Raw genomic sequence first — 21251 nt, 5'->3', positions numbered from 1 at the left:
ATACAGGCCACCGAGAAGATTCGGTGGCCTAGAATGAACAAGGATGTAGAAATTGATTTCTTCAGATCAACACATATGGCGTTGCTTTTCGCTTATCGCCCGCCATTACGGAATGGCAGTAAATGTTCTGGCATTGCAGGAAAAATATGCGCCGGATAATCATCATAATATAAAGATTCAATTCGTTCGTGGCGTACGTGAAACGGGTTTAAAATGCCGTTGTGTAGAAAGTGTGAACATAACTGCCGTAAAAAAGATGCCACTTCCCGCCGTAATAGAGTTGCCGGAAATGGGTTATGTAATATTATTGGCGATAAAAGATGATGAGTGGTTAATCCAACCTGTAAATAATAATAAGCCAATAATATTTAATCCAGTCGAAGATGAGTGCTATCAATTATTCCTTTTTGCGCGCCGTTTTTCTTGGGGGGAGATCAAAAGCGAGTTCAATCTGAGCTGGTTCGCAAACGCATTTTGGCATTATAAAAAACTCATCGGTGAGGTTTTGCTGGCATCGTTCTTTATACAAGTCCTGGCTTTAATCTCTCCTCTATTCTTCCAGGTGGTGGTCGATAAGGTTCTTACTCATCAAAGTCTGACGACCTTAGACGTACTGGCGCTGGGTATGGTTGTAGTTTCACTGTTCGATGTTATTTTAAACGGGTTACGTAATTACCAGCTTGCTCATACATCCCAGCGCATCGACGTAACGCTAAGCTCATTGCTTTATAAGCATTTACTGGCATTACCATTGACGTGGTTCATGCAACGTCAAGCCGGAGTTATCGTTGCACGGGTCCATGAACTTAAAACGGTCAGAGAGTTTTTAACGGGCAGCGCAATGTCCTTATGTCTTGATTTATTTTTCACGTTAATATTTTTTATCGCGATGGTGTTTTACAGTATTCCCCTAACACTGATCGTTATTGTCTCTCTGATTCCCTATATATTACTGTCGATGTCAATTACTCCGATATTACGGGAGCGTCTGGACGAGCAGTTTAAACAGGGTGCGAGGAATCAGGCTTTTCTGGTAGAAAGCCTGACGGGTATCGAGTCGGTAAAAGCCATGTCGGTAGAAAATTTAATGAACCGCCGCTGGGATGAGCAAGTTGCGGCGTTCGTTACCAGTTGTTTTAAAACGCAAAATATTGGGAATATAGCCGGTCAGATATCTAAGTTCGTGAGTAAAATTACCAGTGTAGCGATTCTCTGGTATGGCGCACACCAGGTTATTGAAGCTCAACTGACTGTGGGCGCGTTAATTGCTTTTAATATGTTTGCAGGGCAGGTGACTGCACCAGTATTACGTCTGGTACAACTATGGCAAGATTTTCAACAAGTCTCTGTATCCGTCAGGAGACTTGGGGATATATTGAATATGCCCGTTGAACATCAGGAGTGTACGGCGACCCTGGCTGAAGTGAAGGGAGCTATAAAGTTTTCTAAGGTGTCTTTTTCTTGGCAAGTGGGTGGTTCACCCGTCCTGGACAATATTTCTTTAACAATACGTCCAAGAGAGATTATTGGTATTGCAGGGCGTTCAGGTTCAGGGAAAAGCACGCTGACGCGACTTATACAACGCTTATGTATTCCGACGAGCGGTCAAATATATATCGATGGGATAGATATTGCGCAAACTGACCCTCATTGGCTAAGAAAGCAGATAGGAGTCGTCCTTCAGGAAACACAACTATTTAATGGCACCATACGCGATAATATTGCGCTCGCCTTGCCAGAAGCCTCTCTTGAGCAGGTTGTTGAGGTGGCTAAACTCGCGGGGGCGCATGAATTTATTAGCGAGTTTCCGCAAGGTTATGATACGCCAGTGGGCGAACACGGCGGGCGCCTTTCTGGTGGCCAGAAACAGAGAGTCGGCATCGCAAGAGCGTTAATTACAAATCCGCGGATCATCATATTTGATGAGGCAACCAGCGCGTTGGATTATGAATCTGAATACATTATACAACGCAACATGGCTGAAATTTCTCGCGATCGTACCGTGTTTATTATCGCACATCGTTTATCAGCTTTACGCACCGCGGGCCGAATTTTGGTTATGGAAAAAGGGAAAATAGCCGAGCAAGGCAGCCATAAACAATTACTGGAACTCAAAGGTGTCTACTCCAGGCTGCACGACCTTCAGGAGTCCAGTGTATGAAAGAAAATCACTATCGGGCATTTTTACCTGCTGTCCTGGAAGTTCAGGAAACGCCGCCTTCTCCGGCAGGCAGAATGATTATCTGGAGCATTATCATCTTATTTGTTGTATCGATTGTGTGGGCCGCCTATGGACGTGTGGATATCGTTGCGGTAACGCGAGGGAAAATTGTTGTGAGCGATCTTTCGCGTCCGGTGAGCAGTTCAGTGGTGGCCCAGGTAATTGAAGTTGCGGTAAGCGAGGGGCAGCACGTCCAGAAAGGGGATGTGTTAATCCGCCTCAACAGTAAAGCCCTTGAGGCCCGGTATGAAGAAAATGTATTGCGGCAAAAAACAAATCGTTTTCATATCGCCCGACTTGAGTTATTGCGTAAGCATTATCAGGATATTAAAGCGCCATCAGAATTGCCTGCAGACTATTTCAGTGAAGACCCCTTATTCGGAAAGCAGGTGTCTCTCCAGTTGGCTGCCGAGATCAATAACGATCGACAGGAAAAGGCAGTACTTCGGGATAGCATGGTCGTTCTTAATGCACAGAAAACCGGCTATCGCTCTCAAAAAGAACAGTCGCTACGTTTACTTCCTATCTACGCTGAACAACATCGCGCCTTGTCTTCGCTTTATAAAAAGAATTTAACCAGCCGGGATAGTGTCCTTGAAATCCAGAAAAAACTTACCGAAGCGGAATATGCTTTACAAAGCGCTGAGGCAAAAGTGGTGGAGATAGGGGCCAGCTATCATCAGGCTGAATCGGAATACCAAGCCAGAATAACCGATAAATTAGAAAGCGTAGAACAACAGCTTGCGGAAAAAACGCTTGAAAACAGAGTGCTGGAAAAACAACTCAAAGAATTAACCGGGCAAATTGCACAATATACCTTAGTGGCTCCTGTTGAGGGGATCGTTGACGCACTGGTTTTTCGTGATGCGGGAGGTGCAGTGGATGCACCACAAGAACTTCTTAAAATTGTTCCTGATAATGAAATCCTTAGCGCTGAAGTCATGGTTAATAATCAGGATGTGGGATTTTTACGGCCCGAACAAAATGTCACTCTTAAAATCGACACCTTTGACTTCACGCGGTATGGGTGGGTTAACGGGACGTTGCGTAAAATTTCCGCCGATGCCACCGAAGATAAAAACCAGGGGCTCATCTATAAAGCCACCATTGAACTCTCGCAAAAGTATTTAATCATTGATGGCCGAGAAATGGCGCTGGAACCTGGAATGCAGGTAACCGCTGAAGTAAAAACGGGGCGGAGAACGATCTTAAGCTATCTGCTAAGCCCGGTTATGGAAGCGCTGGAAAGCGTAGGGAAACAGCGTTAAACAGTGAGTCGGATGATTAAGCGACCAGGCGTAAACCTCCTGGCCGCTAACCTATTTTATCGCACGGGCTGCCACGTTTTATCTGTCCTGTAGACTTCCAGAGCTTGCGCTTTTTGCTGCGATTCACTTCCAAGGTCGTTCTGATAAACCGTGTCTTTCTCATCGATCATAAAGCTCATGATCCCCGTTTCACCGTATTTCACCGGCCAGGCAATCAGCGCAAAGCCCTGTTTGTCGTTGTCGGGAATGATGCGGAAAAGATAGCCGTGATAGCCTTCGCCCGGTTCAGCTGGGCTGTAGGCCGGTCCTAACGGGCTTGGCACATCGCCAGGCTGAGTCGGCCAGTACAGACCGTCTTTCGAGCCTTCAGTGCTGAGCAGTTTTGTGGCATAGACCTGGAAGCGCTGGTAATAGTCGTTCTGCGCATCGACGTAGGCGTGCATCGCCTGAATGGCCGCCAGCTCGTTACGCCCGATTTCGCGGGTCTGGATTTCGTCAGCGGCCTGCGCCATATCGAAGTGCCAGCCTTCCGCCGTTTTTAGCATGGGGATGGGCAGTTGCCACTCTTCACGCCCCACGTTCAGGTACGCGGTATCGCCTTGCTCGACGATGTTATGACTGACTTTCCAGTCACGCACAAAACGGGCCACCGCTTCAGGATCGGCTCCTTCCGGGGGTAAATACTGCTGCCAGTTTTCACCGAGCAAATCGTCCAGCGCCGTTTCGTTCTGGTTTGAGACGGCATCCGCCAACGCGGTGGCGGCTTTGTCAGGCGTAGCAAAATGCTGCTGTGCAAAAGTGGGCAGGGCAAACAGCGCCAGTAAGCCAGAAATCATCAATTTTTTCATTACAACAGCTCCTTAGCGGTGACGCAGTTCGCGATGTTGAGACACATGTTGCTGGACCGCCGCACGCTGATTATTGTTCAGGTGCGCGGAACTGCGGCTCTGCATTCCCCGTTGGCGCTGGGCTTCCCAGGACGGCGAACGGCTGTCGTTCCCGCTGAACGCGTTTGAACGCAGGTTTTGTGCCTTCTGTTGGCGCTGCTGATGTTGCTCAGGGGTGATGTTGGCCCGATGCTGCTGCACCTGCGATTTCGCTGCTTCGCGATGCTGTTGCTGCTGCGTCGTCGGATGCTGGACCCGAGTCTTCACTTCCTGACGATGCTGTTGCTGTTGCGCCGTTGGATGCTGGACTTTCGATTTTACATCCTGGCGATGCTGCTGTTGCTGCGCCGTTGGGTGCTGCAACTTCTCTTTCGCTGCCGCCCGGTTCTGCGGTGTGTCATACCCACGGTAGTTGCTGCGCTGGGTGATTTTATTCAACTGCTGCGAGGCCGCCTCACGCTGTGAATTGCGATTGCCCGCGACGGCGGCGACACCGCCCGCAGTCAGCCCGGCTGCTGCCCCGTTATGGGTGCGCTGCTGGAACTGGTCCAGAGCCGCCTGACGCTGGTTGGTCAGGTTGCCTGGCGCGTGCTGCGTGGCGCTCAGACCGCCAGGGACGTTGGTCTGGTGGAAACGCTGCGCGATGTTGTTGTTCGGGTAGGGCACGTTATTACGGAACGTCGGATTGTGCTGCCAGTTCGTGTTCTTGCCATCCAGATGCTGGTTGGTGAAATGGTTGTAGTTGTTGACGTTGATATTGATGTCGTTGTTGCCGCCGCCGTGATAACCGCCGTGGTTCCAGTCGTCGTCATGATGATGGTGGTCGTCATCCCAGTCGATGCTGCTGAACAGCGCCCAGGTGGTGGCGACGCCGAGGCTATAACCGAGGCCATTCATATAACTGTTGCTGAACTGCTGGCCCGGAGTCGGGGGCAGATAAACTGGCGGATAAGAGGTGTTCGGCCAGGTGCCGTACACGGTGTTCGGGTTGTAGGTCGGGACGTACACCACGTTCGGGTCAGCGGACTCGATTTTGATAATTTGCGTGCTCGGCGCCGGTTCCACAACCGTGGTGGTGCTGCTTCGGGTCGTGGACGTCGTCGCGGTTGACGCTGCCGTCTCGGTCTGTGGCGGCGGGGCGATTTGGGTGGTGGTCACTTTCTGCTGCGGAGACGATTTCAGTGTCCCGGTCTGCTGGGCCACGGCACGCAGTTTCTGCACCGAATCCATCACATCCTGTGGCTGAGCCAGAAACGCATTCCCCAGATCCTGCACCCACTGCGGGTTTTCACCCATCAGCGACAGCAGCGCCGGGAAGGCAACCAGCGATTTCACGCTCGGGTCCCACGGCTGGTTAGCGACGGCCTGCACGGCGGCATCGCCCTGCATTGTTGGGTTATCCTGTGACCACTGAACGGCTTGCAGCACGTTGCTCGGGTAGGTTGAGGCCATCAGCACTTGAGACAGCAGGTTGTCCGGGTAGAGTGCGATAGGCGCGACCCACTGATCGATTTGCGCTGCCGTGAAGGTCGTGGCGACTGGCTGAGCGGCGGCTGGCGTCGGAGTGGCGACGGCGGCTGGAGCAGGTGCAGGCTGTGCGACAGGGGCTGGCGCTGGCGGTGCATCTGCCGCCCGGCTTTTAACGTACAGGGTTCCCGAGGCGGCTAAAAGCCCGGCGCAACAGAGGAGCGCAAGGATATGGGGCTTGAAAGGCAACGTCATTTTTATCTCCTGGCGCAAAATTTTGGCCTGTGTCAGAGAGTATTGCCGAAAATGGCAGCATTGACGGGAGTATAGGGAGACTAATTTTTTCTTTTTGACTTATGTGGTGATTTCACACATTGGTACGATTCCGTTGGAAAGATTACCCCGTCAAAAAGTCTTTCAGACTGCATTATGCTGGCCTTAACGATTCAGCAAATTTTTAATGTTGCTTTTTTGTAAACGGATTAACACCCCCCCTAAATCCTGCTATGCTGCCCGACGCGGTATCGGGCTAAAGTACCCTACTAACTGCTGTCTCACAGGAGCGTGAAGAGAACGCCGGCCGCATGTGAAATATAATGAGAGTGAGGAGATACCGTCGTGCTAGAAGACTACCGTAAGCACGTAGCTGAGCGTGCCGCCGAGGGGATTGTTGCAAAACCTTTAGATGCAACCCAAATGGCCGCACTCGTCGAGCTGCTGAAAGCACCGCCTGCGGGCGAAGAAGAATTCTTGTTAGATCTGCTGATTAACCGTGTACCACCAGGCGTCGATGAAGCTGCCTATGTGAAAGCCGGTTTTCTTGCTGCAGTCGCCAAAGGCGAAACCACCTCCCCGTTAGTGACCCCTGAAAAAGCGATCGAACTGCTGGGCACCATGCAGGGCGGCTACAATATTCACCCTCTGATTGACGCGCTGGACAGCGCCACGCTGGCACCGATTGCCGCGAAAGCCCTGTCTCAAACGCTGCTGATGTTCGATAACTTCTACGACGTCGAAGAAAAAGCGAAAGCGGGTAATTCCTACGCCAAACAGGTGATGAAGTCCTGGGCCGACGCTGAATGGTTCCTGAACCGTCCGCAGCTGGCTGAGAAACTGACCGTTACCGTATTCAAAGTGACAGGCGAAACCAACACTGATGACCTGTCTCCGGCACCGGATGCGTGGTCACGCCCGGATATTCCTCTGCACGCTTTGGCGATGCTGAAAAATGCCCGTGAAGGCATCGATCCGGATCAGCCTGGTGCCGTCGGCCCGATCAAACAGATCGAAGCCCTGCAGGCAAAAGGTTTCCCGCTGGCCTACGTCGGTGACGTGGTCGGGACCGGTTCTTCCCGTAAATCCGCCACCAACTCGGTGCTGTGGTTCATGGGCGACGACATTCCGAACGTGCCGAACAAGCGCGGCGGCGGTCTGGTTCTGGGCGGTAAAATCGCACCTATCTTCTTCAATACCATGGAAGATGCGGGCGCGCTGCCTGTAGAAGTGGACGTTAACAACCTGAACATGGGCGACGTGATTGACGTTTACCCGTTCAAAGGTGAAGTGCGTAACCACGAAACCAATGAACTGCTGGCGAACTTTGAGCTGAAAACCGATGTGCTGGTTGATGAAGTGCGTGCCGGTGGCCGTATCCCGCTGATCATCGGTCGTGGCCTGACCACCAAAGCGCGTGAAGCGCTGGGTCTGCCGCACAGTGAAGTATTCCGTCAGGCGAAGGACGTGGCTGAAAGCAGCCGCGGTTATTCGCTGGCGCAGAAAATGGTCGGTCGTGCCTGCGGCGTAGAGGGCGTGCGTCCTGGCGCTTACTGCGAACCGAAAATGACGTCTGTGGGTTCTCAGGACACCACCGGTCCAATGACCCGTGATGAACTGAAAGACCTGGCGTGTCTGGGCTTCTCTTCGGACCTGGTGATGCAGTCCTTCTGCCACACCGCGGCGTATCCGAAGCCTGTTGACGTGACCACGCACCACACACTGCCGGACTTCATCATGAACCGCGGTGGCGTGTCACTGCGTCCGGGCGACGGCGTTATCCACTCGTGGCTGAACCGTATGCTGCTGCCGGATACCGTGGGCACCGGCGGTGACTCCCATACCCGTTTCCCAATCGGCATCTCCTTCCCGGCCGGTTCTGGCCTGGTGGCGTTTGCTGCGGCGACCGGCGTTATGCCACTCGACATGCCTGAATCCGTACTGGTGCGCTTCAAAGGAAAAATGCAGCCGGGCATTACTCTGCGTGATCTGGTGCATGCTATCCCGCTGTACGCCATCAAGCAGGGCCTGCTGACCGTCGAGAAGAAAGGAAAGAAAAACATCTTCTCTGGCCGCATTCTGGAAATTGAAGGTCTGCCGGATCTGAAAGTCGAGCAGGCGTTCGAACTGACCGATGCCTCCGCTGAGCGTTCTGCTGCGGGCTGTACCATCAAACTGAACCAGGCGCCGATCGAAGAGTATCTGAGCTCTAACATCGTGCTGCTGAAGTGGATGATTGCAGAAGGCTACGGCGATCGTCGTACGCTGGAGCGTCGCGTTCAGGGCATGGAAAAATGGCTGGCGGATCCGCAGCTGATGGAAGCCGATGCTGACGCGGAATATGCGGCGGTGATCGACATTGATCTGGCGGATATCAAAGAGCCAATCCTGTGTGCGCCGAACGATCCGGATGACGCGCGTCTGCTGTCCGACGTACAGGGCGACAAGATTGACGAAGTGTTCATCGGTTCCTGCATGACCAACATTGGTCACTTCCGTGCGGCCGGTAAACTGCTGGATGCCCATAAAGGCCAGCTGCCAACCCGCCTGTGGGTGGCTCCGCCGACCCGTATGGATGCTGCGCAGCTGACGGAAGAAGGCTACTACAGCATCTTCGGTAAGAGCGGGGCGCGTATCGAGATCCCGGGCTGTTCCCTGTGCATGGGTAACCAGGCGCGTGTGGCAGACGGTTCAACGGTGGTTTCCACCTCGACCCGTAACTTCCCGAACCGTCTCGGTACTGGCGCGAACGTCTACCTGGCTTCTGCTGAACTGGCGGCCGTTGCGGCGCTGATCGGCAAACTGCCAACGCCGGAAGAGTACCAGACCTACGTGTCGCAAGTTGATAAGACCGCGGTGGATACTTACCGCTATCTGAACTTCGACAAGCTGACTCAGTACACCGAGAAAGCCGACGGCGTCATTTTCCAGACCGCCGTATAAGTGCCACCCTCTCCCCGTGGGAGAGGGGCTGGGGGTGAGGGCATCAGACCGCACACCCCTGACATTGCCCGATGGCGCTGCGCTTATCAGGCCTACAAAACCCTTTGCTACGGCTAAGGGTTTTTTATTTCCAATCCTTACACCCGCCACGCTTTTTTTCTCCTCCCTAACTGCGATAATTAGCACAGGTGCAATGCAGCTGTGACGCGTTGCCGTTTACGAGGAACACACTATGGAATACGAATTTCTGCGCGACATTACCGGAGGCGTAAAAGTGCGGATGTCGATGGGCCACGAAGTCGTCGGGCACTGGTTCAACGAAGAGGTGAAAGATAACCTCTCCCTGCTGGATGAAGTTGAGCAGGCGGCCGCGACGGTAAAAGGCACCGAGCGTTCCTGGCAGCGAACCGGCCATGAATACACGCTGTGGCTGGACGGCGAAGAGGTGATGGTCCGCGCGAATCTACTGGAGTTTTCCGGTGATGAGATGGAAGAAGGGATGAGCTACTACGACGAGGAAAGCCTGTCGATGTGTGGCGTGGAAGACTTTCTTCTGGTGATTGCAGCCTACCGCGAGTTCATGAATCAAAAATAAACGCGGTTGCCGGACGGAGCGTCCCTGCTCCGTGCTGGCTTACACGGTCGGAATATTGCGGCCGTAGTAGATTTCGCGCATCTCTTTCCACAGCAGGGCGGTAATGGCCTGCCGCTCTTCTTCGCTTAAGTCTTCCGGTTTGGTGTGGAACATGTAGTGCTTCAGGTCGAACTCTTTGAGTAACATCTTGGTATGGAAGATGTTTTCCTGGTACACGTTCACATCCATCATGTCATACAGCGCCTTCATGTTATCGGACATAAAGTTCTGAATGGAGTTAATTTCGTGATCGATAAAGTGCTTCATGCCGTTCACGTCGCGGGTAAAACCGCGTACGCGATAGTCGATGGTCACGATATCCGACTCCAGCTGATGAATCAGGTAATTCAGCGCATTCAGCGGTGAAATCACCCCGCAGGTCGATACTTCAATATCGGCACGGAACGTACACAGGCCGCCTTCCGGGTGGCTTTCCGGGTAGGTGTGCACGCAAATATGGCTTTTATCGAGATGGGCAACCACGGCTTCCGGCAGCGGGCCGGGATGTTCGGTGGTGTCGATAAGCGTCGGGTCGACCGGCTCTTCGCTCACCAGAATGGTGACGCTGGCGCCCTGCGGTTCGTAATCCTGGCGGGCGATGTTCAGAATGTTGGCACCGATGATCGCGCAGGTTTCAGACAGGATTTCGGTCAGACGGTTGGCGTTATAGAGTTCGTCGATATAGGCGATATAACCATCGCGCTCTTCTGCCGTTTTCACGTAGCAGATATCGTAAATACAAAAACTCAGGCTTTTGGTCAGGTTGTTAAAGCCATGCAGTTTAAGCTTTTTCAATTGGGTTCACCTCCTCGGTCGCAGACAGCGCGTTCTGCAGGTATTGCGGTAGGGCAAAGGCCGCGGTGTGAATCGCTGGATTGTAGTAGCGACAGGTCAGATTAGCCTGATGGAACCGGGCCTGGATAATCTCGGTAGAGAGGTGGCGCAGCGCTTCGTTATCCGTCGCCCAGGCGAAGGTCATGATGCCGCCGTAGTAGGTTGGGATGGCCGCCTGGTAGAAGCTGACGTCACCAAAGTAGCGGCTGAGTTTGCGATGGCTGTCGAGGGCTTCGTCCTGTTGCAGGAAGCACACGCCGTTCTGCGCCACGAAAATCCCACCCGGGTTCAGGCAGCGTTTGCAGCCTTCATAAAATGCCGAGGTAAACAGACTTTCGCCAGGACCGATGGGATCGGTACAGTCGGAAATGATCACGTCAAATGTTTGCGTGGTCTGGTTAACAAAATTGACGCCATCGTCAATAACCAAGCTGAAGCGCGGATCGTCATAGCTTCCGGCATTGTGGTTAGGCAGATACTGGCGGCAGAAAGACACCACGCCAGCATCAATCTCGACCATGGTAATGGATTCGATATTCTTGTGGCGGCTCACTTCGCGCAGCATGGCGCCGTCGCCACCGCCGATGATCAGCACGTGTTTCGCGTGACCGTGGGCCAGCAGGGGAACGTGAGTCATCATTTCATGGTAGATAAACTCGTCGCGCTCGGTGGTTTGCACCACGCCGTCCAGCGCCATCACGCGGCCAAAGGCGGCGTTCTCGAAGATAATCAGATCCTGATGATCTGTCTTCTCATGATAGAGCACGTTATCAACGGCAAAGTACTGACCAAACTGGTCGTGTAGCGTTTCATGCCACTGGGAATTGTCGGCCATTGGTGGATACCTCCTTCGTTAACACCCTTTCAAAATAGGCGCAACATCATAGCCAACAATGACCGGTGATGCACGGTCATTATTTCAGCAGAAGGGGTTACTTGACGTAGGCGAGCAGGCTCAGAGAATCGCGAGCCAGCGCTTTGCACTTTTTGGTGGTTGGGATGCGGATGCCGCTGAGATCGCGGTAGCTGTCTTCGCCGAGCGCCTTCATGTTAAAGGTGTCGTAGTTGCTCAGGTCCCATTGGTTTTGCTGGGCAAAAAAGACCAAAGCACGGCGAATTTGCTGGTTCGGCAGATTCTGGTAGCCACAGTCGTTTTTCAGGAACACAAATACCGCCGTGAGATCGGCCATATCTTCGGCCTCGGATTCGCTCAATGCATAGCTGTTAGCAGAGATAGCAAGCAGAGTTCCGAGTACCACAGTTCTAAAAAACGTCTTCATTTTAGTTACCAATGCATCCACGAAATTCAACGTTAGCACACTTCTAAAACCTGCGCAGGGCTTTATTAATGGGATAATGCTTGACCTTCCGCTAAGGGAAAGGTTTAAGCTCAATAAATCGCCTGCAGACTAAAAGGGAGTGAAGATGCAACGTCGTGAATTTATCAAATTAGCCACCGCAGTAGGGGTCGCCAGCGCATTACCGTTATGGAGTCGAAGCGTGCTGGCAGCCGATCGCCCCGCGTTACCGATCCCCAGTTTACTCACCACGGATTCCCGCAGCCGCATTTCGCTGACGGTGCAAAGTGGCAAGTCCCAGTTTGGCCCGCACAACGCGACCACCTGGGGTTATAACGGCAATCTGTTGGGCCCGGCGCTGCAATTGCAGCAGGGCAAACCGGTTACCGTGGATATCCATAATCAGCTGGCCGAAGAAACCACCGTGCACTGGCACGGGCTGGAAATTCCCGGTGACGTCGACGGCGGACCGCAGGGCGTTATCAAGCCAGGGGCCACGCGTACCGTCACCTTTACCCCGACGCAGCAGGCCGCGACCTGTTGGTTCCATCCGCATCAGCACGGCAAAACCGGGCATCAGGTGGCGATGGGGTTGGCGGGACTGGTGCTGATTGAAGACCCACTGATCCATTCGCTGCTGCTGCCTAAACAGTGGGGCATTGACGATGTGCCGGTGATTATTCAGGACAAGCGTTTTACCGCTGAGGGGCAGATTGATTACCAGTTGGATATCATGAGCGCCGCGGTGGGCTGGTTTGGCGATACGCTGCTGACCAATGGCGCGATTTACCCGCAGCATGCGCCGCCTAAAGGCTGGCTGCGTCTGCGCTTGTTGAACGGTTGTAACGCGCGCTCGCTGAACCTGGCGACCAGCGATAACCGTCCGCTGTACGTGATTGCCAGCGACGGCGGTCTGTTAGCCGAACCGGTAAAAGTGTCCGAATTGCCGATGCTGATGGGCGAGCGTTTCGAAGTGCTGGTGGACACCAGCGACGGCAAGCCGTTTGACCTGGTGATGTTACCGGTTAATCAAATGGGGATGGCGGTGGCGCCGTTTGATAAGGCTCACCCGGTGATGCGCATTCAGCCGCTGCCTATCCCGGCGTCGGCAACGCTACCGGACACGCTGGCGAAGCTGCCTGGGCTGCCGTCCCTCGATGGCCTGACGCAGCGTAAATTCCAGCTGTCGATGGACCCTATGCTCGACATGATGGGCATGCAGGCGCTGATGAAAAAGTACGGCAAGCAGGCAATGGGCGGCATGGATCACGGCCAAATGATGGGCCACGGTGATATGAAGATGGAAGGAATGGACCATGGCAATATGGGCCATATGAACCACGGCGCTCAGGGCTTTGATTTCCACAATGCCAACCGCATTAACGGCCAGGCCTTCGATATGAATAAGCCGATGTTTGCCGCCAGTCGCGGGCAGTTTGAGCGTTGGACGATTTCGGGCGAAGGCGACATGATGCTGCACCCGTTCCATATTCACGGCACCCAGTTCCGCATTGTGTCGGAAAACGGCAAGCCGCCAGCGGCCCATCGGTCAGGCTGGAAGGATACGGTTCGCGTGGAAGGTGGTGTCAGTGAGGTGTTGGTGAAGTTTGACCATCAAGCATCGAAAGATCATGCCTACATGGCGCATTGTCATTTGTTAGAGCATGAAGATACGGGAATGATGCTTGGGTTTACGGTGTAAAAAATGCCCGGCGGAGCAAGCTTGCCGGGCCTACATGTTTCGTAGGTCCGGTAAGCGCAGCGCCACCGGGCAGAGGGCGGTCAGAGTAGCCTGATGCCCTCACCCCAACCCTCTCCCACAGGGAGAGGGCGCAACCATAAAAAACGGCAACCGAGGTTGCCGTTTTGCTTTTATTTTGCGTCGTCCGGAAGAGCGTAGGCCACAATGTAGTCGCCCATCTTCGTCCCAAACGAACCGTGACCGCCCGCGGAGATGACAACGTACTGCTTGCCATTCGCTTCATAGGTCATCGGCGTGGCCTGTCCACCGGCTGGCAGACGGCCTTCCCACAGTTTGTCACCGTTGGTCATGTTGTACGCGCGCAGATAGTTATCCGCAGTTGCCGCAACAAACAGGACGTTACCGGCGGTGGAAATTGGGCCACCCAGCATTGGCATCCCCAAATTGAACGGCAGTTTAAACGGCATTGGGAAGCCCAGGCTGTCCTGCGGCGTACCGATACGTTTTTTCCATGCAATCTGGTTAGTTTTCAGATCCAGTGCGGAGATATAACCCCAACCCGGCTGTTTACACGGCAGGCCAAACGGCGACAGGAACGGGTTCAGCGTCACGCCATACGGCACGCCGTACTGTGGCTGAATACCGGTTTCAGTACCGGAACCTTTCGCATCTTTAGGTGGCTCGATCGGGTTACCCGGACCGCGCGGCATCAGACGAGAAACGAACGGCAGGGCGATTGGGTTAGCAATAGCCACCTGACGGTTTGGATCGACGGAAATACCGCCCCATTCGAACATCCCCAGGTTACCCGGGAACACCAGCGTGCCCTGCTCAGACGGTGGCGTGAAGATGCCCTCGTAGCGCAGTTGGTGGAACATCACGCGGCACACCAGCTGGTCGAACATGGTCGCACCCCACATATCCGCACCAGAAAGATTTTTCTTCGGACGGAAAGAGAGGTCAGAGAACGGCTGAGTTGGGCTCAGACGATCGCCTTTGGCCGGGCCTTGTGGAACCGGTTTTTCCGGCGCAGGGACAACCAGCTGTCCGTTACGACGGTCGAGCACAAAGATGTTACCGGTTTTCGCCGGAGCGTAGACCACCGGCACGGTTTTGCCGCCCACGGTGATGTCGGCCAGCGTAGGCTGCGACGGCTGGTCCATATCCCACAGATCGTGGTGAACGGTCTGGTAGCTCCAGGCGAGCTTACCGGTGGTCGCATTCAGCGCGACGATCGCGCTCGCATAACGTTCCTGCTCCGGTGTGCGGTTTCCGCCCCAGATATCCGGGGTGGTCACGCCCATCGGCAGATACACCAGATCCAGCTTCGCGTCATAGGCCGCTGGTGCCCATGAGTTCGGCGAGTTCAGGGTGAAGTGATGTTCGTCATTCGGAATCGCGTTTGGATCTTTCGCACCCGGATCGAAGGCCCACTGCAGTTTACCGGTGTTCACGTCGAAACCACGGATAACGCCTGATGCTTCACGGTTCGAGAAGTTATCCGTTACGGAACCGGCGATGACGATGGTGGTATCGGTCACAATCGGTGGCGACGTCGGTTCGTACATCCCCGGCGTGGTCACTGGCTGGTTAGTCTGCAGATTCAGCACGCCTTTGTTGCCGAAGGTTTCGCACAGCTTGCCGGTATCGGCATTCAGCGCGAACAGACGACCGTCGTTCACTGGCAGCAGAATACGACGCGGGCAGTCAGCCACCACGTCAGCCGGCGCGCTGTTGGCTTTGGCTTCGTGATACGACACGCCGCGGCAGGTTACGTGCTGGAAGAAGGTGTTGGTGTTGAGCTGCGGGTCGAAGTGCCATTTCTCTTTACCGGTCGTGGCATCCAGAGCGAATACACGCTGGTGCGCGGAGCAGAGATACAGCATGTCGCCGACTTTAATTGGCGTCACTTCGTTGGTGATTTCACCCGGATCGTTCGGCTGCTTCAGGTCGCCGGTCCGGAAGACCCACGCTTCTTTCAGCTGATGAACGTTGTCGGCGTTGATTTGCTTGAGTGGAGACCAGCGCTGGCCTTCCTGATTACGACCATACGAAGGCCAGTCCTGATCGGCCACCTGAGAAATCGGTGCCGCAGGCGTTACGTCGGTGCTCAGCGTCCCGTTGATTTCCTGCGGATCGTGGAAGCCCGCCCAGGTCAAAATACCGGCGGTAATCAGCAGCACCACCACCAGAGCGGCAACCGCTCCGCTGGATGGCACAATCAGGCGACGCCAGACAAATGGCAAAATCAGCCAGATGCCGAAGAACACCAGAATGTCGCTGCGCGGGGTCAGTGCCCAGAAGTCGAAACCGACTTCCCAGACGCCCCAGATCATGGTGACGAGCAGCACCAGCGCATACAGCCACAGGGCGGAACGTTTACCCCGCCACAGCATGGCGGTGACGGCGAGCATGACCAGCCCGACGATAGGGTAATACCAGGAGCCGCCCAATGAGACGAGCCAGACTCCGCCGATTAAGAGATACAGCCCGCAAAAGGCTGCAAACAGAGCCGTCAGCTTCACAAGAAGCCCGCTCTGTTGTGGTTTTGTTTCTGCCATAGAAAGCACACCTGTATGTTGTTAATTTTTTAGTAGCAATTAATTATAGGATTTAACAAGTGTGATCGGAATCACAAATTGAGCTTTCTTATCTCATACACCCCATAAATGGTTTTGCTGGTATACTGCATGGCTTGCCGATCAACGGCGCAGGCACTGGCCCGCGTGGTTGAGAGATTGACCCTGAAATCATATGGTTAGTGTTATGAAACATACTGTTGAAGTGATGATCCCGGAAGTGGAGATCAAAGCACGTATCGCCGAATTGGGCCGTCAAATTACCGAACATTATCAGGACAGCGGCAGCGAAATGGTGCTGGTTGGCCTGCTTCGCGGCTCATTTATGTTTATGGCGGACCTGTGCCGTGAAGTGCACGTTCCCCACGAAGTCGATTTTATGACGGCTTCCAGTTACGGCAGCGGTATGTCGACCACCCGTGATGTGAAAATCCTCAAAGACCTGGACGAAGATATCCGCGGCAAAGACGTGCTGATTGTCGAAGACATCATCGACTCCGGAAACACGCTGTCTAAAGTGCGTGAGATCCTGAGCCTGCGAGGTCCGAAATCCTTAGCGATTTGTACTCTGCTCGATAAACCAGAACGCCGCGAAGTTGAAGTCCCGGTGGAGTTTGTGGGCTTCTCCATTCCTGATGAGTTCGTGGTGGGCTATGGCATTGATTACGCACAGCGTTATCGCCATCTGTCGTACGTCGGGAAAGTGGTGCCACAGGGCGAGTAAATAAAAAGCCCGGTGGCGTAAACGCGGACCGGGCTTTAAGAATGCGCTGTCGTAGGCCGGGTCAGGCGAAGCCGCTACCCGGTTTTTTTACAGGCTTATTTGTGATTGATGTGGCGAGTGTGCAGGTTCGAGATCGCCATGCGATAACCCTGTTCCAGGCTTTCGCGGTTGGTCGCGGTGACGTCGAGGTCACGCAGCAGGCCATCATGGATACCGTAAGCCCAGCCGTGGATCGTCACTTTCTGCCCGCGTTTCCAGGCAGACTGCATGATCGTAGAGTGGCCGAGGTTATACACCTGCTCCATCACGTTCAGTTCGCACAGGGTGTCCATGCGGCGTTCCTGCGGCATTTCGCCCAGCAGTGAACTGTGCTTGAACCAGATATCGCGAATGTGCAGTAACCAGTTGTTGATCAGACCCAGTTCAGGGTTCTCAACCGCCGCCTGTACACCGCCGCAGCCGTAGTGACCGCAAATGATGATGTGTTCGACTTCCAGCACGTCTACCGCATACTGAACCACGGAAAGACAGTTTAAGTCGGTATGGACAACCAGGTTGGCCACGTTACGGTGAACAAACAGTTCACCCGGCTCCAGACCCGTCAGACGTTCCGCTGGAACGCGACTGTCAGAGCATCCAATCCATAGAAAGCGCGGTTTCTGCGCCTGTGCCAGTTTCTGGAAGAAACCAGGATCCTCTTCATTCAGCATTTTTGACCATAGTGCATTATTGCTGATGAGTGTATCTATGTCGTTCATGGAGGTTAATGACCTGTAACCAAGTAAGTGCGTTGCGCTAATATAGGTCAACTCGGCTTTATTTAAAACCATACATCGATTGCAAGATTTGAATAAGAGACACTGAATGACCATTGCACTTGAATTGAAACAGCTTAAAAAGACTTACCCAGGCGGCGTTCAGGCGCTGCGTGGCATTGACCTGACGGTCGAAGCCGGGGACTTTTATGCTCTGCTAGGCCCAAACGGTGCGGGGAAATCCACGACAATCGGGATTATCAGCTCGCTGGTGAACAAAACCTCCGGTCAGGTAAATGTATTTGGCTACGATCTGGCGAAAGACGTGGTCAACGCCAAACGCCAGCTCGGACTGGTTCCACAGGAGTTCAACTTCAACCCGTTCGAGACGGTACAACAGATTGTTGTTAACCAGGCGGGCTACTACGGTGTAGAGCGCAAAGACGCGATTGAACGTAGCGAAAAGTACCTGAAACAGCTCGATCTGTGGGAAAAACGCAACGAACGTGCGCGGATGTTATCCGGCGGCATGAAGCGCCGTCTGATGATTGCGCGTGCGCTGATGCACGAACCAAAACTGTTGATTCTGGATGAGCCTACCGCGGGCGTCGACATCGAACTGCGCCGTTCAATGTGGGGCTTCCTGAAAGATCTCAACGACAAAGGCACCACCATCATTCTGACCACCCACTATCTGGAAGAAGCCGAAATGCTGTGTCGCAATATCGGCATCATTCAGCACGGCCAGCTGGTGGAAAATACCTCGATGAAAAACCTGCTGTCGAAGCTGAAGTCTGAAACCTTCATTCTTGATCTCGCCGCGAAAAGCCCGCTGCCGCACCTCGAAGGCTATCAGTATCGTCTGGTCGATACCGCAACGCTTGAAGTGGAAGTGCTGCGTGAGCAAGGGATTAACAGCGTTTTTGCTCAGCTGAGCGAGCAGGGCGTGCAGGTATTGAGTATGCGTAACAAAGCCAACCGTCTGGAAGAGCTGTTCGTCACGCTGGTTCATAATAAGACAGGAGAACAGGCATGATGCAGCTCTATTGGGTGGCGCTGAAAAGTATCTGGGCCAAAGAAATCAACCGCTTCATGCGCATCTGGATCCAGACCCTGGTCCCGCCGGTCATCACCATGACCCTTTATTTCATCATCTTCGGCAACCTGATTGGTTCGCGCATTGGTGAGATGCATGGCTTCACTTACATGCAGTTCATCGTACCGGGCCTGATCATGATGGCGGTGATCACCAACGCCTACGCGAACGTGGCCTCGTCGTTCTTCAGCGCTAAGTTCCAGCGCAACATTGAAGAGCTGCTGGTGGCCCCGGTGCCAACGCACGTGGTTATCGCCGGATACGTCGGCGGTGGCGTGGCGCGCGGGTTGTGCGTCGGCGTGCTGGTGACGGCGATTTCGCTGTTCTTCGTGCCGTTCCAGGTGCATTCCTGGCTGTTCGTCGGTTTGACGCTGCTGCTGACGGCGATCCTGTTCTCGCTGGCGGGTCTGCTGAACGCCGTGTTCGCCAAAACGTTTGATGATATCAGCCTGATCCCGACCTTCGTGCTGACGCCGCTGACCTATCTTGGCGGGGTGTTCTATTCGCTGACGCTGCTGCCGCCGTTCTGGCAGGCGCTGTCGCACCTGAACCCGATTGTCTACATGATCAGCGGCTTCCGCTTCGGCTTCCTCGGCATTTCCGACGTCCCGCTGTTCACCACCGTTGGCGTGCTGGTGGTGTTTATCGCCGCGTTTTACGCCCTGTGCTGGTACCTGATCCAGCGTGGCCGCGGGCTGCGTAGCTAAGTCTGTCTTAAGCCGGGCGGCGTACCGCTGCCCGGCCTCAAACCTTGATCAATCGCACCCCTCCGGAACCTTCACTCCGCTAAACTGCTTGCCTGCTAAGGAGCTGGGCTATGTTGGGTTGGGTGATTACCTGTCATGACGATCGGGCGCAGGCGCTGCTGGATCGACTGGAAAACAAATTTGGATCACTGCCGCAGTGCCGGGCGGTGAGTTTCTGGCGTGGTCTCAGCACCAATATGCTCAGCCGTATGATGTGTGATGCGCTGCATGAAACGGATTCCGGTGAGGGCGTTATTTTTCTGACCGACAGCGCCGGGGACGCACCTTATCGCGTTGCCGCGTTAATGAGCCACAAACATTCCCACTGTGAAGTGATCTCCGGCATCAGCTATGCGCTGATCGAAAAAATGCTGCCGCTGCGCGAAACCCTCAGCAGTGAGGCATTTCGCGAAATGATTGTCGTCGAAGGTTTTCCCGAAGCCAGCAGCCTCTGGCACCAACAGCAAAAAAATCCCCCGTTTGTCCTGCTGCATGACCTGTATGCAAATTAACCATTGGTATTGATGGCACTTTTGTTAAACTAAAACCTTCCTATCGTCCCGGTTAGAGTGCATGTTGATTCGCGTTATTTTCTCTTTTTTAGTCCTTCTTTCTGGCTGTGCCTCTGCCAGTTTGTTGAGCCAACATGGGCAGCCTGCCCGCTACATGCAAACCACCGAAGACGCCATTATCTGGGCGCAGGTGGGCAATGACGTCGTTACCGTCGGAACCGTGGAAGAGGGACAAATTCTCGCGGTGGTCCCGACGGCGGCCGATTACTACGAATTCAGCTTTGGCTTTGGCACTGGGTTTATCGATAAAGGGCATCTCGAGCCGGTGCAAGGCAAGCAGAGGGTAGAAGACAGCCTCGGCGATTTGAACAAACCGCTCAGCAATCAGAATCTCATCACCTGGCGGGATACGAAGGTGTATAACGCGCCAAACCTGGGCAGTGCACCGTTCGGCGTGCTGGCAGACAATATTCGCTACCCCATTATCGCCAAACTGAAAGACCGTCTGAATCAGACCTGGTTTCAAATCCGCATCGGTAACCGGCTGGCGTGGGTCAGTAGCCTGGATGCGCAGCAGGATAACGGCATTCCGATCCTGACGTATCACCACATTTTACGCGACGAAGAAAACACCCGTTTTCGTCACACCTCTACGACGACCTCGGTGCGTGCATTCAGCAACCAAATGACCTGGCTGCGCGATCAGGGTTACACCACGCTGACGATGTACCAGCTCGAAGGTTATGTCAGAAATAAGATGAATTTACCGGCGCGTTCGGTAGTCATTACCTTCGACGATGGTTTGAAATCGGTCAATCGCTACGGCTATCCGGTGCTGAAAGAGTACGGCTTTAAGGCCACGGCGTTCATCATCTCGTCGCGTATCAAGCGTCATCCGCAGAAGTGGGATCCTAAATCGCTGCAGTTTATGAGCATTTCAGAGCTGAGGCAGATTCAGGACGTGTTTGACGTTCAGTCGCACACCCACTTTTTACATCGCGTGGACGGGTACCGTCGGCCCATTTTGCTGAGCCGCAGTTATCACAATATTTTGTTTGATTTCGAACGTTCACGCCGCGCGCTGAACCAGTTCAATCCGCACGTGCTGTATCTGTCATATCCGTTCGGCGGCTATAACACCACGGCGGTGCAGGCGGCAAATGACGCCGGTTTTCATATGGCGGTGACGACGGTGAAAGGGAAGGTGAAGCCGGGGGATAATCCGTTCTTACTGAAACGCCTGTACATCTTAAGAACGGATTCGTTAGAGACGATGTCGCGGCTGATAAGCAATCAGCCGCAAGGGTAGAAC

General features: G+C 53.9%; 17 protein-coding genes. 10 read left to right on the top strand and 7 right to left on the bottom strand.

What is annotated here, in order from left to right; all coding sequences use genetic code 11:
- The first annotated feature begins 52 nt into the window (after positions 1-52).
- On the top strand, positions 53-2161 hold the full coding sequence (locus tag A8O29_RS18985; RefSeq protein ID WP_125355747.1) for a type I secretion system permease/ATPase: 2109 nt from the start codon (positions 53-55) through the stop codon (positions 2159-2161).
- Entirely contained in the window at positions 2158-3489 is a 1332-nt protein-coding gene (locus A8O29_RS18980) for an HlyD family type I secretion periplasmic adaptor subunit (RefSeq protein WP_174081395.1), read from the top strand. Before A8O29_RS18985 ends, A8O29_RS18980 begins: the two co-directional genes overlap by 4 nt.
- 56 nt (positions 3490-3545) lie before the next feature.
- Here A8O29_RS18980 and A8O29_RS18975 read toward each other — a convergent pair whose 3' ends face one another.
- Both A8O29_RS18975 and A8O29_RS18970 read right to left on the bottom strand, forming a co-directional pair.
- Entirely contained in the window at positions 3546-4337 is a 792-nt protein-coding gene (locus A8O29_RS18975) for a DUF2950 family protein (RefSeq protein WP_159465626.1), read from the bottom strand.
- Positions 4338-4349: 12 nt separating this feature from the next.
- Positions 4350-6098, bottom strand: a complete 1749-nt coding sequence (locus A8O29_RS18970) for a DUF3300 domain-containing protein (protein WP_125355755.1) — start codon at positions 6096-6098, stop codon at positions 4350-4352.
- Between the two features lie 363 nt (positions 6099-6461).
- Between A8O29_RS18970 and acnB the strand changes: the two genes are divergently transcribed.
- Positions 6462-9059: a bifunctional aconitate hydratase 2/2-methylisocitrate dehydratase gene (acnB, locus tag A8O29_RS18965; RefSeq protein ID WP_125355757.1), complete on the top strand. Its 2598-nt coding sequence runs from the start codon at positions 6462-6464 to the stop codon at positions 9057-9059.
- A 232-nt stretch (positions 9060-9291) separates the two neighbouring features.
- Positions 9292-9654, top strand: coding sequence for a protein YacL (gene yacL / locus A8O29_RS18960; protein ID WP_110510800.1), 363 nt, complete (start codon positions 9292-9294; stop codon positions 9652-9654).
- 39 nt (positions 9655-9693) lie between these two features.
- Here the strand turns inward: yacL and speD are convergent, their stop codons facing one another.
- The 3 genes from speD to A8O29_RS18945 all read right to left on the bottom strand — a co-directional run bounded on the left by speD (position 9694) and on the right by A8O29_RS18945 (position 11807).
- Positions 9694-10488, bottom strand: a complete 795-nt coding sequence (gene speD, locus A8O29_RS18955; RefSeq protein ID WP_125355759.1) for an adenosylmethionine decarboxylase — start codon at positions 10486-10488, stop codon at positions 9694-9696.
- Entirely contained in the window at positions 10475-11362 is an 888-nt protein-coding gene (gene speE, locus A8O29_RS18950) for a polyamine aminopropyltransferase (protein ID WP_110510802.1), read from the bottom strand. The genes speD and speE overlap by 14 nt, the downstream gene beginning before the upstream one ends.
- Positions 11363-11459: 97 nt before the next feature.
- Positions 11460-11807 (bottom strand): YacC family pilotin-like protein, encoded by a 348-nt coding sequence (locus A8O29_RS18945; RefSeq protein WP_110510803.1) that lies wholly within the window; start codon positions 11805-11807, stop codon positions 11460-11462.
- A gap of 145 nt (positions 11808-11952) precedes the next feature.
- On the opposite strand from A8O29_RS18945, the gene cueO reads away from it, so the two are divergent.
- Entirely contained in the window at positions 11953-13527 is a 1575-nt protein-coding gene (cueO, locus tag A8O29_RS18940) for a multicopper oxidase CueO (protein WP_125355761.1), read from the top strand.
- Positions 13528-13697: 170 nt separating this feature from the next.
- On the opposite strand, the gene A8O29_RS18935 is transcribed toward cueO, so the two are convergent.
- Entirely contained in the window at positions 13698-16088 is a 2391-nt protein-coding gene (locus tag A8O29_RS18935) for a glucose/quinate/shikimate family membrane-bound PQQ-dependent dehydrogenase (RefSeq protein WP_125355763.1), read from the bottom strand.
- A 205-nt stretch (positions 16089-16293) separates the two neighbouring features.
- On the opposite strand from A8O29_RS18935, the gene hpt reads away from it, so the two are divergent.
- Complete coding sequence (gene hpt, locus A8O29_RS18930; RefSeq protein WP_168713903.1) at positions 16294-16830, top strand: hypoxanthine phosphoribosyltransferase; 537 nt, start codon at positions 16294-16296, stop codon at positions 16828-16830.
- A 95-nt stretch (positions 16831-16925) separates the two neighbouring features.
- Here hpt and can read toward each other — a convergent pair whose 3' ends face one another.
- A complete protein-coding gene (gene can, locus A8O29_RS18925) occupies positions 16926-17588 on the bottom strand; it encodes a carbonate dehydratase (RefSeq protein ID WP_125355767.1) in 663 nt (220 codons plus the stop codon).
- 106 nt (positions 17589-17694) lie between these two features.
- Between can and A8O29_RS18920 the strand changes: the two genes are divergently transcribed.
- The 4 genes from A8O29_RS18920 to A8O29_RS18905 all read left to right on the top strand — a co-directional run bounded on the left by A8O29_RS18920 (position 17695) and on the right by A8O29_RS18905 (position 21248).
- A complete protein-coding gene (locus A8O29_RS18920; RefSeq protein WP_125355769.1) occupies positions 17695-18621 on the top strand; it encodes an ABC transporter ATP-binding protein in 927 nt (308 codons plus the stop codon).
- Positions 18618-19388 carry an ABC transporter permease gene (locus A8O29_RS18915; RefSeq protein WP_110510809.1) on the top strand — a complete coding sequence of 257 codons (771 nt, stop codon included), beginning with the start codon at positions 18618-18620 and terminating at the stop codon, positions 19386-19388. Before A8O29_RS18920 ends, A8O29_RS18915 begins: the two co-directional genes overlap by 4 nt.
- A gap of 110 nt (positions 19389-19498) precedes the next feature.
- Entirely contained in the window at positions 19499-19939 is a 441-nt protein-coding gene (locus A8O29_RS18910) for a PTS sugar transporter subunit IIA (protein ID WP_125355771.1), read from the top strand.
- Positions 19940-20000: 61 nt separating this feature from the next.
- On the top strand, positions 20001-21248 hold the full coding sequence (locus A8O29_RS18905; protein WP_125355773.1) for a polysaccharide deacetylase family protein: 1248 nt from the start codon (positions 20001-20003) through the stop codon (positions 21246-21248).
- The last annotated feature ends 3 nt before the right edge of the window (positions 21249-21251 follow it).

Origin of the sequence: Scandinavium goeteborgense (genome assembly GCF_003935895.2) — a bacterium.
Lineage (GTDB): Bacteria > Pseudomonadota > Gammaproteobacteria > Enterobacterales > Enterobacteriaceae > Scandinavium > Scandinavium goeteborgense.
The sequence above is the reverse complement of the archived record's forward strand: the minus strand, read 5'-3'. Positions and strand labels throughout refer to the sequence as shown.

Coding starts and splice junctions, on each gene's coding strand:
- A8O29_RS18975 (WP_159465626.1), bottom strand. CDS start 4,337: ATGAAAAAATTGATGATTTCTGGCTTACTGGCGCTGTTTGCCCTGCCC.
- A8O29_RS18935 (WP_125355763.1), bottom strand. CDS start 16,088: ATGGCAGAAACAAAACCACAACAGAGCGGGCTTCTTGTGAAGCTGACG.
- A8O29_RS18945 (WP_110510803.1), bottom strand. CDS start 11,807: ATGAAGACGTTTTTTAGAACTGTGGTACTCGGAACTCTGCTTGCTATC.
- can (WP_125355767.1), bottom strand. CDS start 17,588: ATGAACGACATAGATACACTCATCAGCAATAATGCACTATGGTCAAAA.
- yacL (WP_110510800.1), top strand. CDS start 9,292: ATGGAATACGAATTTCTGCGCGACATTACCGGAGGCGTAAAAGTGCGG.
- speE (WP_110510802.1), bottom strand. CDS start 11,362: ATGGCCGACAATTCCCAGTGGCATGAAACGCTACACGACCAGTTTGGT.
- A8O29_RS18910 (WP_125355771.1), top strand. CDS start 19,499: ATGTTGGGTTGGGTGATTACCTGTCATGACGATCGGGCGCAGGCGCTG.
- A8O29_RS18980 (WP_174081395.1), top strand. CDS start 2,158: ATGAAAGAAAATCACTATCGGGCATTTTTACCTGCTGTCCTGGAAGTT.
- A8O29_RS18915 (WP_110510809.1), top strand. CDS start 18,618: ATGATGCAGCTCTATTGGGTGGCGCTGAAAAGTATCTGGGCCAAAGAA.
- cueO (WP_125355761.1), top strand. CDS start 11,953: ATGCAACGTCGTGAATTTATCAAATTAGCCACCGCAGTAGGGGTCGCC.
- hpt (WP_168713903.1), top strand. CDS start 16,294: ATGAAACATACTGTTGAAGTGATGATCCCGGAAGTGGAGATCAAAGCA.
- A8O29_RS18905 (WP_125355773.1), top strand. CDS start 20,001: ATGTTGATTCGCGTTATTTTCTCTTTTTTAGTCCTTCTTTCTGGCTGT.
- A8O29_RS18920 (WP_125355769.1), top strand. CDS start 17,695: ATGACCATTGCACTTGAATTGAAACAGCTTAAAAAGACTTACCCAGGC.
- A8O29_RS18970 (WP_125355755.1), bottom strand. CDS start 6,098: ATGACGTTGCCTTTCAAGCCCCATATCCTTGCGCTCCTCTGTTGCGCC.